Consider the following 11,923-nt stretch of genomic DNA (forward strand, 5'->3'; position numbering starts at 1 on the left):
CGTGCTGCGGACCCATCCCCGGCGCCCCGTGGACCGAATAGAAAGCATGATTGAGCAGAGCTTTCACCAGCAGCCGGACAATCCGCTCTGCGAGTTCTCCGGCACCTACGGCGGCTTCTACCTGCTGCCCGGGGAGGCGTGGGGTGTCTCGGTGGCCGAGGACGGCACACCGCGTGCCCGCTGCTGTTCCTGCAGCTGGGAGTATGACGCCGCCACTGAGGAGGAAGCGGCACGGCTGGTGTCTTCACACCTGCGGGTGGCGCATCCCGACGGGCAGGGCCACGTAAATCCAGCGGGCAGAGCGGGAGGCCAAACAGGGCCAACCGGGAACTGACGGTACCCCAGGTCGGACTCGAACCGACAACACGCAGATTTTAAGTCTGTTGCCTCTGCCATTGGGCTACTGGGGCCGAAGCGAAAGCTTCTGCTCAAGCGTACTGGATTGGCGCACCGGTGCCGAAAACAGCGGCGGCGGCCCTCCCAAAGGAGGAGCCGCCGCCGAAGAGGAAATACACGAAACGCTAGCTGGCAGCTTCCTTCTTCTTGGGAGGCGTGGCGGCAGCGACGAACGACTGGCGCGGGTTCTTCAGGTTGCGCAGGTCGGTCAGGTCGCGGCCGTAGGTGACGTTCATGAGCCAGCCCAGGATAACGCGGAACTTGCGCTCGAACATCGGCATGGCCAGGCCGTGGTAGCCGCGGTGCGCCAGCCAGGCCGGGAAGCCCTTCATGCCGAAGCCCATGATGTTGGCGACGCCCTTGTACTGGCCCAGGCCTGCGACGGCACCGAGGCTCTTGTGGTTGTATTCCTCGACGCTGCCCTCGCCGTAGCGGGCGGCCAGGATGTTCTTGGCCAGCTGCTTCGCCTGGCGCACGGCGTGCTGCGCATTCGGCACGCAGAAGCCGCCGACCCCGCCACCGGAGAGATCGGGAACAGCCGAGATGTCGCCCGCGGCCCAGGCACCTTCGATGGGGCCGTCGTCGCCGGTGATGCGCAGTTCGGCGTTGGCGCGGACGCGGCCGCGGTCATCGATCGGGAAGTCGGTGGCGCGGACCATCGGGTTGGCCTGCACGCCGGCGGTCCAGATCAGGGTGTCGGTGGCGAATTCGCCGGCCGGGGACTTGTCCGCCATGTTGATCAGCTTGAGGACACCGTTTTCGGCGGAGGCCAGGGAAGTGTTCAGCAGGACCTCGATGCCTCGCTCGCGCATGCTCGAGACAACCCACTCGGCCTGGTCGGGCTTGACCTCGGGCATGACGCGGCCCATGGCTTCGATCAGGACAAAGCGGAGGTCCTCGCGGCGAAGCCGGTTGTTGTTGCGGACGGCGTCGCGGGCCATGTCTTCGAGCTCGGTCAGCGTTTCAATGCCGGCGAAACCGCCGCCGACGACGACGAACGTCAGGGCGCGCTCGCGCTCCGGGCCTTCGGGCATTAGGGACGCGGTCTCGATGCGCTCGAGCACCTGGTTGCGGGTGCCGACGGCCTCTTCGATGGACTTCATGCCGATGCCGGCCTCGGCCAGGCCGGGGATCGGGAAGGTGCGGGTGATCGAGCCTGCGGCCAGGACCACGTCCTGGTACGGAAGCTCAACCGACTCGCCGTCCGACAACTCGATGACGGCCGTGCGGGCGGCGTGGTTGATGGAAGTGACCTTGCCGGTGATCAGCTCGGTGTTCTTCAGGTGCATGCGGTGCGATACGACGGCGTCGCGCGGCTCAATGGTGCCGGCGGCAACTTCGGGAAGGAAAGGCTGGTACGTCATGTACGGCAGCGGATCGACAACCGTGACGATCCCGCCCTCGTCCTTGACCTTCTTCTGGAGGTTCTTCGCTACGTAGAGACCTACGTAGCCACCGCCAACCACCAGGACGCGGGGACGGTCTGAAAACTTTGTCGTAGATGCCATGCCTTTATCCTACCCGAGTTTGTGAAAACCTTCACGAGATTTCCGAGTATTTTAGCTGACCTGTTTCCGTGTCCTCGTCCACAGGATTGCCGGTGCTGCGGCGGCGTGCACGGGTCACCGCCACGGCACCTGCCGCCGTCACTGCACCCAGCAGTCCACCGAACCCCAGAACCAGTGCCGCGGGCAGCGGATCGGTCTCCGCATCCGGCGGAAGCGCCACCGGAACAGTCGGCTCCGGCAGGTCCGGCACCACAGGCTCCACCGCCACGGGAGCGTCCGTGGCCGGCACCGCGGGGGTGTCCCGGCGGTGGATGCGGATCCAGTCGGCAATGTTGCCCAGCGGATTGGCCGATACCGACGGAACGTCGGCCGCCAGGGCCGCTCCGGCGTCCAGGATGCCATAGCCGTAGATGGTGTCCTGCCCCGGGGTGCCCGCGTCCCGGGCAGTGCTGATGATCCGGTTAATGACATCCGCTGCACTGAGCTCTGGATAGGCGGAGCGGATCAGCGCAGCTGTTCCGGCCACCAGCGGTGCGGCGCCGGATGTTCCGCTCCAGTCCGCGTACCGGGCCGGGCCAACAGGCAGCCCACCCACGAGGTTTTCCGCCGGCGCGGCAACGCCAATGCTGATGCCCTCGGAGGAGGAATCCCGGCTCGCTTCGCCGTTCCGGTCCAGGCCGGCCACGGTCAGCACGCCCGGAATGGTGGCGGGAGCCCCCACCTGAACCATTCCAACACCGCGGTTTCCGGCGGCCACGACAACCACGACGTCCTGCTGCTCGGCATACAGGAAGGCGTCATCCCAGCTTTCGGGCCAGGACGTGGATGAGCTTCCCAGGGACATGTTGATCACCCGGGCACCGTTGTCGACGGACCAGCGGATGGCGGCCGGGATTTGGTCTTCGATGGGGATGCCGGCGGGATTGTCCGGCCCGATCCAGGCGGAGACGGCCAGCAGCTCCGCTTTGGGGGCCACACCAATGATCCCGTCGGTTTTGGCGGGAGGTGCGGGATTCTTCGTTTCTTCGGTGCCGCCGTCCTTATCCTCGTCCGGCTCCGGTTCAGGCGGCGGCGCATGGCCGCGGCCGGCAAGCAGTGTGGCCACGAGTGTTCCGTGGGACGGGTTGTTGCCCAGCCCTCTGCTGCCGGCGGGATCACCGGCACCGGAGACATCGGTTCCTCCTGTTACTGCGCCTGCCAGATCAGGGTGGGTGGGATCAATGCCGGTATCGATCACCGCCACCTTGACGCCTTCGCCCTGGCTTACTTTCCAGGCGGCGTCAAAGCCGGAGTCAGCGAGCCAGTACTGCTTGTCACGCCACTCGTCGGCGGAAGCCGGAGCACCCGGAAGCAGGGTCAGCGCCAGCAGCGACGCCAGCAGCACGGTGCGGGCTCCCCGTCCCCTCCGCGGTCCGGGCGCAGCGCAGGAACGCGTCACCGCGCAGCGCTCAGGGCTATGCCGTCCAGGATGTCATGTTCACTGCTCACCGCGGAGGAGACTTTGCCGTCGGTCAGTTCCGCCACCCGGTCCACGATGGTCTGCCAGATCAACGCACCGGCGCCAATGACGTCCACGCGGCCCGGATGCATGTACGGCAGGGCGGTCCGGGCGCCGCGGTCCATGTGCAGCAGCTCCGAGGCGGCGTGGTCAATACGGGCAACGTCCAGTTCCGCTCCGTGAATGGCTTCAGGCGAGTACTCCGGCAGCCCGAGCGCGTGGGCGGTCACCGTGGTGATAGTGCCTGCCACTCCCACCAGGCGGTCGGCCTCGGCCAGCGGCACAGTGGCCAGGACCTGGGCAATGATGTCCAGGATGTCACCGCGTGCGACGGCGATTTCCGCCTCCGTGGGCGGGTTCGACGTGAGGTGCCGCTCGGTGAAGCGGACGCAGCCCATGTCGGTGCTCTTCGCGGCAAGCACGCCCTCGGAGGTGCCAAGGACAAACTCGGTGCTGCCGCCGCCCAAATCCACCACCAGGGTCTTGGTGCCGCTGCTGCTGCCCAGGACACTGGTGGCCCCTGCGAAGGACAGCGCGGCCTCCTCGTCCCCGCTGATGACTTCCGGTTCAACGCCAAGGCGGGCGCGGATGCCGTCCACAAACTCCGCACGGTTTTCCGCGTCGCGGCTGGCCGAGGTGGCAACAAACCGGACCCGGCGGGCACCGTGTTCACGGATCAGCGCCGCATATTCGTCAGCGGCTTCGAAGGTCCGCTCCAGTGCCTCCGGTGCCAGGCGGCCAGTGGCGTCCACGCCCTGTCCCAGCCGGTTGACCCGCATAGTGCGGACGACATCGGTCAGTGTGGGCACGCCGCCGTCGTTATAGGCAACGTCGGCAATGAGCAGGCGGATGGAGTTGGTTCCGCAGTCGACCGCGGCAACGCGCTCCGCCGAAACTTCCTGCTTCGTCACTTCACTTTTTTCCGGCACAACATCCCCCTGCTGTTCGGTGTTGGCGGTCTCGACGCCCTCGCGGCGGGCGGCACGCTTGGCCTCCAGTTCCTCCGTGGAGAGCCCCTGGGTCTTGGTGTGCCGGCTCAAGTCGCGGCTCGGGGCCGGGGCCGTGGTGTCCCACGCGCCCTCACAATAGCAGCGATCACGCGTCCACCACGGGGAAATCAGTTCCAGGGCCTCATCCCCGAGCGGATTGACGCCGGGGCCGGCCGCCAGGGCGTGGCCGACCAGGACGTGGAGGCACTTGACGCGCGTGGGCATCCCGCCGGCGGAAACGCCGTCGATCTCGGGGACGGGGCCGACGCCGGTGCGGGCACCAATGTCATTCCGCACCTGCAGGTACGCTTCGTGCGCGGCGCGGTAGCGGGCGGCGAGCTCCGAGTCCTGCTCCAGCCGCTCGGTCATCTCGGTCATGACGCCGGCGGCTTCCAGCCGGGATACGGCGGCCGTGATGACCGGGTGCGCCAGGTAGTAGGTGGTGGGAAACGGGATGCCGTTGCTGAGGCGCGGAGCCGTGGTGGCCACCAGGGGGTTGCCGCAGACGCAGCGCGCCCCGATTTCCACGACGTCGCGTGCCGGCCTGCCGAGCTGCCGGCTCAGGGTCTCCAAGTCATCGGAGGTGGGGGTGAGCTGCTGCTGGGTCATGCCGGAGGTTCCTTCCTGGGGGCCTCGACGAGACCCGGACTAAGTAATGTCTGCGCTTCTAAGATTACTGTGCGCAGAACGGCGCCGGGGGCGAAGTGCTGCCGCGGGCGATGTACAGCGCTTCTACGGCGCCGTTGCGGCCCGCTTGACGGAGTCCCACAGCGAGTCGACCCACTGCAGGTCTTCCGCTTCTTCCTCGGCCTGCTGCTCGGCCTCCTCCACGCCGTGCTCGCCCTTCACCAGGTAGCGGGTCTCCCCCGGCATGACCAGGAAGATGCGTTCCCTGGCCTGCTGCTTGATGTAGTTGGGGTCTTCCCAGCGGGCCAGCTCCGATTCGAGGTTCCGGGAGGTCTCCTTCTCGGCGGCGATCTCCGCCTCCAGGGCAGCGATGTCGGACCGCTGGTGCAGATAGGTGTTGACCGACGGTGCGAGCAGGACAGTGATGACCAGAGTCACCATCGCCAGGACCAGGAGCCGGCCGGAAAAGGCCTTGGCCGGAACGGGGCGCAGGTCGTCAGCATCATCGCCTCCGGCGGTGCTGCCGGGAGCAGCGGAAGCCCCGGGAGCCTGTGCCTGTAAGCGGCGCCGGAACCTTCCGGCGGCCGCTGCGGAGTCATCGTCCTTACGTCCGGCGGGGGCCTTGGCGGCTTTTGCGGGGGTTTTGGCCGCCGGAGCTGCTTTCGCTCTTGTCTTTGCCGCCTTCGCCGGAGCCGCCTTGCCCGCCGCCGCCTTGGGAGCTGCCTTGCCGGCCTTGCCCGCCGCCGCCTTGGCCGCCGGCTTGGCGCCCGTCTCGCCGGCCGTGCCGTCCACCGGCTTTGTCGCGCTGATCGTGTCCGGACCTGCCGCGGGGCTGCGCCGGCGCACGGGTTTGGTCCCGCTGCGGCCGGCGGAAGTCCCGTCCCCCGTTGAACCGGCCTTGGGGACTTTCGGACGTCGGGTGGGCATGGAACTCCTTGGTCAACGAACTAACGGCGGCGAAACGGCAAGCGGGTTAGAACACAACCGGCGGGCACCCCCACTAACGAGGGTACCCACCGGCAGCATTCTTACTCGGCCGTGAAACGCGGGAACGCGCTGCGTCCTGCGTAACGTGCGGCGTCGTCGAGCTCTTCTTCAATGCGCAGCAGCTGGTTGTACTTCGCTACGCGCTCGGACCGGGCCGGGGCACCGGTCTTGATCTGGCCCGCGTTCGTCGCGACGCAGATATCTGCGATCGTGGTGTCCTCGGTTTCACCGGAACGGTGCGAGGTGATCGTGGTGTAGCCGGCGCGCTGGGCCATGGTGATGGCGTCCAGGGTTTCGGACAGAGTGCCGATCTGGTTGACCTTAACCAGCAGGGAGTTGGCGGCGTGGCGCTTGATGCCGGTCTCCAGGCGGGTGGGGTTGGTGACGAACAGGTCGTCACCCACGATCTGCACCTTGTCGCCGATCGAGGCGGTCAGCGTCTTCCAGCCGTCCCAGTCCTCCTCGTCCAGCGGGTCCTCGATGGACACGAGCGGGTAGTCCCGGACGAGTTCCTCGTAGTAGGCGGACATTTCCTCGGCAGTGCGGTTGGTGCCTTCGAAGAGGTAGGAGCCGTCCTTGTAGAACTCGGAGGCTGCAACATCGAGGGCGAGGGCGATGTCGGTGCCCGGAGTGTAGCCGGCGCGCGTGATGGCTTCAAGGATCAGGTCCAGTGCCGCGCGGTTGGACGGCAGGTTGGGGGCGAAACCGCCTTCGTCGCCGAGGCCGGTGGACAGGTTCTTTTCCTTCAGCACGGACTTGAGGTTGTGGTAGACCTCCACACCCCAGCGCAGGCCCTCGGAGTAGGTCTGGGCACCCAGGGGAACAATCATGAATTCCTGGATGTCGACGTCGGAATCGGCGTGCGATCCGCCGTTGAGGATGTTCATCAGCGGCACGGGCAGGATGTGTGCGTTGGGGCCGCCCAGGTAGCGGTACAGCGGCAGCGCTGCCGACTCGGCGGCGGCACGCGCCACGGCCAGGGAGACGCCGAGCATGGCGTTGGCGCCCAGGTTGGACTTGTTGTCGGTGCCGTCCAGGTCGATCATCGTCTGGTCGATGGCCCGCTGGTCAGCGGCGTCGAAGCCCAGCAGCGCCGGCTGGATCTGCTCGATAACGGCCTCCACGGCCTGCAGTACACCCTTGCCCTGGTAACGGGTCTTTTCGCCGTCGCGGCGTTCGTTGGCTTCGAAGGCACCCGTCGAGGCGCCGGAGGGACCGCGGCGCGGCCAAACGTGTCATCATCAAGCAGAACCTCCACCTCAATGGTGGGGTTTCCGCGGGAATCCAGGATTTCGCGGGCGTGAATGGCATCGATGATTGCCATGGGAATGCTCCTGTTCGTTGGAACGCTAGGGGTAAGTACAGCTGGGGCTATGAAACGGGCCACGCTGTCTGCTTCCAGCCTAGTTGAAACCGGCGCGGTAGTAAGGCCCCGGATCGCCATATTGCTGCTTTACCGGGTCCGGACCGGTGCCCGGGGGCCTTAGCTGCCGCGGGTGAACCGGGCGACGGCGGCGCGGAGCGCGGCTTCGGCGTCCATTCCCCCGGCCCGGGCCAGGCGCACGACGTCGAACAGGTGCTCCCCCAGTTCCTCCTCGCTTTTCCAGGGCGGCGCGGCCGGACTGTCCGGAGTCTCAGACGGCACCGGAACCCCGGCACGCCGGGCGCGGTCCTGCACCTTTGCGGCCAGCAGGAGGGCCGGCAGTCCGGCGGGAATGCCGTCGTAGGGAGAGGTCCGCTCCGGCTTCTCCTGCTGCTTGACCCGGTCCCATGCCCGCTCGATTTCGGCGGGATTCCCGGTGGTGGTACTCGAAGCGTGCCGTCCGGAGCGAACACATGGGGGTTGCGGCGGATCATCTTGGCTGTGAGCGAATCCACGACGTCGCCTATCCCGAAGTGGCCCGCTTCTTCCTGCAGCCGGGCGTGCAGCAGGACCTGGAACAGCACGTCGCCCAGTTCGCCGGCCAGTTCCGGTGCATGTTCCGGCCCGGTGTGGCCGGATTCCACGGCCTCCACCACTTCGTAGGACTCTTCAATGAGGTACTCCAGCAATGACTGATGCGTCAGGGCGGCCGTCCAGGGACAGCGCTCCCGCAGCACGGCGATGACCTCCGCCAGGCGGGCGAACCGCCGGCCGAGATCGCCGCCGGTCATGCCGGAAACCGAATCAGCCACGGGCCTGGTTGAATCCTTCAGTAACGTAGGCGGCCAGCGCATCGCGCTCTTCCAGGGGAAGGAAGGCCGCATCGACAGCGTTCATGGTCAGTTCCAGGATGTCATCGAGGTCGTAGTCGAAGGTCTGAACCAGCAGCTCAAACTCGCCGGTGAGCGTCACCCCGCTCATGAGGCGGTTGTCAGTGTTCACCGTGACCTGGAATCCGGTCTGGTACAGCAGGTCGATCGGGTGCGATTCGATGTCCCCGCCGAAGGAGTCAACGGCACCGGTCTGCAGGTTGGATGAAGGGCAGATCTCCAGCGGAATGCCGCGGTCGCGGACCCATCCGGCCACCTGTCCGATGCTCACCATCCCCACCGCGGTGTCGTTTCCGGCGTCGACGCTGTCATCGGCGTCGAACTCGACGTCGATGTCCTCGGCGATGCGCACGCCGTGTCCGAGCCGCAGGGCGCGCCCGTGCACGAGCGCGTCGCGGATGCTCGCCACACCGGCGGCTTCTCCGGCGTGCACGGTAACCGGGAACTGGTTTTCGGCCAGATAGGTGAAGGCCTCGGCAAACCGCGAGGGCGGGAAGCCGTCTTCTGCGCCGGCAATGTCAAAACCCACGGCACCGCTGTTGCGGTGCCGAACGGCGAGCTCGGCGATTTCCATTCCGCGGTCGGCGTGGCGCATGGCGGTGATGAGCTGCCCCACCTGGATCAGGCGGCCGCCGGCTTCAACGGCATCCACGCCCTCGTTCAACCCCTCCTGCACCGCGTCCACGGCTTCGTCCAGGGTCAGTCCGCCGCGCACGTGCTGCTCCGGCGCCCAGCGGATTTCGGCGTAGACAACCCCGTCCTCCGCCAGGTCCTCCACGAACTCCCGGGCTACCCGGGAGAGATTTTCGCGGGTCTGCATCACGGCGATGGTGTGGTCAAACGTTTCCAGGTAGCGCGGCAGCGAACCCGAGTCCGCGGCCTCGCGGAACCATACGCCGAGGGCCACCGGGTCCGTGGAGGGAAGCTCATGGCCGGCGGCACCGGCAAGCTCGATGATGGTGGCGGGGCGCAGCCCGCCGTCGAGGTGGTCATGCAGCGAAACCTTTGGCAGGCTTCGGATGTCGAGGTGCGGGTCGGAAGCAGGAAGCAGAATAGGCTCAGTCACGCTGCCAACTCTACGTGAGCTGCGGCACGCTTCGGTGCGCCGGGTCAGGGCGTTTCGGCGGAGTTGCGTCCCTGGGCAGCTTCTGCGGCCGGAACCGGCTCCTCCTCAGCTGCGCCTGCGGCTTTGGGTGTCTTCAACGGGGTCGGGCCGCGAAGCTTGGTGATGATCCGGTCGATGATCAGTCCGAGGACCATGGCGACGGCGATGGCCACCACAACGCCCAGCAGGTGGTGATCCTTGAACCAAGCACCGGCCAGGGCTCCGATGGCTACGCTGTATCCCGCCCAGACCACCGCGGACAGCGCCGTCAGGCTCACGAAGAGCCGGCGCGGAAACCCGGTTCCTCCGGCCGTGAGGTTGACGACCACACGCCCGATCGGGATAAACCGTGCCACCAGGATCAGGGAGACCGCTCGCTTGTCCAACTCCTTGCGTGCCCAGACGAAACCCCGCTGCATCCGCGGTCCGCGCATCCAGCGGAACCGCTCGGTGCCGATCTTTCGGCCCATCAGATACGCCAGGTTGTCACCCAGGAACGCTCCGCAGGCCGCGGCTGCCGCCACCAGCCACAGGTTGGGACCCGCGCCCGTGGCCACCAGTGCGGCAAGTCCCACCACGATGGATTCGCTGGGGACCGGCGGAAAGAAGCCGTCGATCAGGCAAAACGCGAACAATGCCAGATAGACCCACCAGGCATCGGCGGAGGTCAGGATGAAGTTGTTGATACTGTCCACTGCGGCGCTCAGCACGTCCAGTCGGCTCCCTAGGATTGGTCTCTGGTATCTACAACGATGCCACCAACGCATTGGTGCCCGCCAACCGGGGATGCCCGCGGCGGGCACCCCCGCTTGGTCAGCTTATGCGGTCGATGATCAGCTTCTGAGCAGGGCGCGATCCCTCAGGAGCGATAATCACGGCGTGCTCCAGGGCCTCGCGGGCCCGGTCAAACTTCTCCGGCGTATCCGTGAGCAGGGTCATCAGCGGCTGTCCCGCCCGGACAGGGGCTCCGGGCTTGGCGTGCATCCGGACACCGGCTCCCGCCTGGACCTGGTCTTCCTTGCGCGCCCGCCCGGCACCCAGCCGCCATGCGGCAACACCAACCGACAGGGCGTCCAGTTCCATGAGCACCCCGTCGGCGGGTGCGTAAATGGTTTCGGATTCCCGCGCCTGCGGCAGCGAAGCGTCGGGATCTCCGCCCTGGGCCGAAATCATGCGGCGCCATACGTCCATGGCACGGCCGTCACGGAGCGCGGCGGCCGGGTCGGCGTCCGGCTGGCCCGCCGCAGCGAGCATTTCTTCGGCCAGGCGGACCGTCAGCTCCACGACGTCGGCGGGTCCACCGCCGGCGAGGACCTCAACGGATTCCTCCACCTCAATGGCGTTGCCGGCGGTGAGGCCCAGCGGCGTGGACATGTTGGTCAGCAGCGCGACGGTGTTCACTCCGGCGTCCTGGCCCAGGGCCACCATGGTTTCGGCCAGTTCGCGGGCGTTGGCCTCATCCTTCATGAACGCGCCCGAGCCCACCTTCACGTCAAGCACCAGTGAGCCGGTGCCTTCGGCAATCTTCTTGCTCATGATGGAGGACGCGATCAGCGGAATAGCCTCCACCGTCCCCGTCACGTCGCGCAGCGCGTACAGCTTCTTGTCCGCCGGAGCCAGTCCCGTGCCGGCGGCACAGATGACGGCGCCGACGTCGGCAAGCTGGGCCATGATTTCCTCGTTGGACAGGTTGGCCCGCCACCCCGGAATTGCCTCAAGCTTGTCCAGGGTGCCGCCGGTGTGTCCGAGGCCGCGGCCGGAAAGCTGCGGTACGGCAACGCCGAAGACGGCCACCAGGGCGCCAGCGGCAGGGTGATCTTGTCCCCCACTCCTCCGGTGGAGTGCTTGTCCGTGGTCGGCTTCCCCAGCGAGGAGAAGTCCATCCGGATCCCCGAGGCGATCATGGCCGCGGTCCAGCGGGAAATTTCCTGCCGGCTCATGCCGTTGAGCAGGATCGCCATGTTCAGCGCGGCCATCTGTTCGTCAGCGATGGCACCGCGGGTGTAGGCGTCGATGGTCCAGTCAATCTGCTCCGGTGACAGGGTTCCCCGGTCCCGCTTGATTCCGATGATGTCGACGGCGTCGAACTGTTCGCTGCTCATGCGTTCTCCTGCCCTTCCAGGTGCTGCGGTCCAAAGGCATCCGGCAGGACCTCGTCCATGGTGCGGATGCCGCTGACGGTCATTAACTGCATATTCGGTGCACGGAATTCGTAGAGCAGCTGCCGGCACCGTCCGCACGGCATCAGGATCTCCCCGGCGCCGTCCACGCACACAAAGGCCGCCAGCAGTCCGCCTCCCGTCATGTGCAGCGAGCTCACCAACGCGCACTCGGCGCACAGCGTCAGTCCGTAGGAGGCGTTCTCCACGTTGCAGCCGGAAATGATCCGCCCGTCGTCGGTCAGGGCCGCCGCTCCCACGGGATACTTCGAATACGGCACATAGGCATGGGTCAGGGCGGCACGGGCGGCGTCAGTGAGGCCCGCCCAGTCAACGGCCGGGGAAGCTGTGGCCTTCTCTGTCATTGTTCTCCTTGTTTTCTGCGCGGTTCGCTGGGTCAC

9 protein-coding genes, 1 tRNA gene and 4 pseudogenes are annotated in these 11,923 nt (G+C 66.8%); 1 reads left to right on the top strand and 13 read right to left on the bottom strand.

Annotated elements, in window-relative coordinates:
* The first annotated feature begins 46 nt into the window (after positions 1 to 46).
* Positions 47 to 334, top strand: coding sequence for a hypothetical protein (locus tag OL239_RS15450; RefSeq protein ID WP_268909653.1), 288 nt, complete (start codon positions 47 to 49; stop codon positions 332 to 334).
* 3 nt (positions 335 to 337) lie between these two features.
* Here OL239_RS15450 and OL239_RS15455 read toward each other — a convergent pair.
* The 13 genes and pseudogenes from OL239_RS15455 to OL239_RS15510 all read right to left on the bottom strand — a co-directional run bounded on the left by OL239_RS15455 (position 338) and on the right by OL239_RS15510 (position 11,887).
* Positions 338 to 410 (bottom strand) — tRNA-Leu (locus OL239_RS15455).
* Positions 411 to 521: 111 nt separating this feature from the next.
* On the bottom strand, positions 522 to 1,904 hold the full coding sequence (locus tag OL239_RS15460; RefSeq protein ID WP_268909654.1) for an NAD(P)/FAD-dependent oxidoreductase: 1,383 nt from the start codon (positions 1,902 to 1,904) through the stop codon (positions 522 to 524).
* Positions 1,905 to 1,935: 31 nt separating this feature from the next.
* Positions 1,936 to 3,282, bottom strand: a complete 1,347-nt coding sequence (locus OL239_RS15465) for a S8 family serine peptidase (protein WP_442864310.1) — start codon at positions 3,280 to 3,282, stop codon at positions 1,936 to 1,938.
* A gap of 56 nt (positions 3,283 to 3,338) precedes the next feature.
* Positions 3,339 to 4,331 carry a Ppx/GppA phosphatase family protein gene (locus tag OL239_RS20290; protein WP_442864311.1) on the bottom strand — a complete coding sequence of 331 codons (993 nt, stop codon included), beginning with the start codon at positions 4,329 to 4,331 and terminating at the stop codon, positions 3,339 to 3,341.
* An 81-nt stretch (positions 4,332 to 4,412) separates the two neighbouring features.
* Positions 4,413 to 5,000 (bottom strand): annotated as a pseudogene (locus OL239_RS20295) (DUF501 domain-containing protein); the annotation flags it as partial.
* A 123-nt stretch (positions 5,001 to 5,123) separates the two neighbouring features.
* Positions 5,124 to 5,945 carry an FtsB family cell division protein gene (locus OL239_RS15480; RefSeq protein ID WP_268909656.1) on the bottom strand — a complete coding sequence of 274 codons (822 nt, stop codon included), beginning with the start codon at positions 5,943 to 5,945 and terminating at the stop codon, positions 5,124 to 5,126.
* A gap of 101 nt (positions 5,946 to 6,046) precedes the next feature.
* Positions 6,047 to 7,329 (bottom strand): annotated as a pseudogene (gene eno / locus OL239_RS15485) (phosphopyruvate hydratase).
* Between the two features lie 159 nt (positions 7,330 to 7,488).
* On the bottom strand, positions 7,489 to 7,650 hold the full coding sequence (locus OL239_RS19685) for a hypothetical protein (protein ID WP_329609428.1): 162 nt from the start codon (positions 7,648 to 7,650) through the stop codon (positions 7,489 to 7,491).
* 245 nt (positions 7,651 to 7,895) lie between these two features.
* Positions 7,896 to 8,252, bottom strand: a pseudogene (locus tag OL239_RS19690) (MazG nucleotide pyrophosphohydrolase domain-containing protein); the annotation flags it as partial.
* Positions 8,173 to 9,324: an adenosine deaminase gene (locus OL239_RS15495; RefSeq protein ID WP_268909657.1), complete on the bottom strand. Its 1,152-nt coding sequence runs from the start codon at positions 9,322 to 9,324 to the stop codon at positions 8,173 to 8,175. The gene OL239_RS15495 and the pseudogene OL239_RS19690, both read right to left, overlap by 80 nt.
* A gap of 44 nt (positions 9,325 to 9,368) precedes the next feature.
* Positions 9,369 to 10,058 carry a DedA family protein gene (locus OL239_RS15500; protein WP_268911790.1) on the bottom strand — a complete coding sequence of 230 codons (690 nt, stop codon included), beginning with the start codon at positions 10,056 to 10,058 and terminating at the stop codon, positions 9,369 to 9,371.
* Between the two features lie 118 nt (positions 10,059 to 10,176).
* A pseudogene (locus OL239_RS15505) lies at positions 10,177 to 11,465 on the bottom strand (thymidine phosphorylase).
* Complete coding sequence (locus OL239_RS15510; RefSeq protein ID WP_268909658.1) at positions 11,462 to 11,887, bottom strand: cytidine deaminase; 426 nt, start codon at positions 11,885 to 11,887, stop codon at positions 11,462 to 11,464. Before OL239_RS15510 ends, OL239_RS15505 begins: the two are co-directional and overlap by 4 nt.
* Positions 11,888 to 11,923: the final 36 nt, after the last annotated feature.

The sequence above is a fragment of the Arthrobacter sp. ATA002 genome, assembly GCF_026898095.1.
Taxonomy (GTDB): Bacteria; Actinomycetota; Actinomycetes; order Actinomycetales; family Micrococcaceae; genus Arthrobacter_B.

Excerpts from the sequence above, each read along its gene's own strand:
- OL239_RS15450 (WP_268909653.1), top strand. The coding sequence starts at position 47 with ATGATTGAGCAGAGCTTTCACCAGCAGCCGGACAATCCGCTCTGCGAG.
- OL239_RS15460 (WP_268909654.1), bottom strand. The coding sequence starts at position 1,904 with ATGGCATCTACGACAAAGTTTTCAGACCGTCCCCGCGTCCTGGTGGTT.
- OL239_RS15480 (WP_268909656.1), bottom strand. The coding sequence starts at position 5,945 with ATGCCCACCCGACGTCCGAAAGTCCCCAAGGCCGGTTCAACGGGGGAC.
- OL239_RS15510 (WP_268909658.1), bottom strand. The coding sequence starts at position 11,887 with ATGACAGAGAAGGCCACAGCTTCCCCGGCCGTTGACTGGGCGGGCCTC.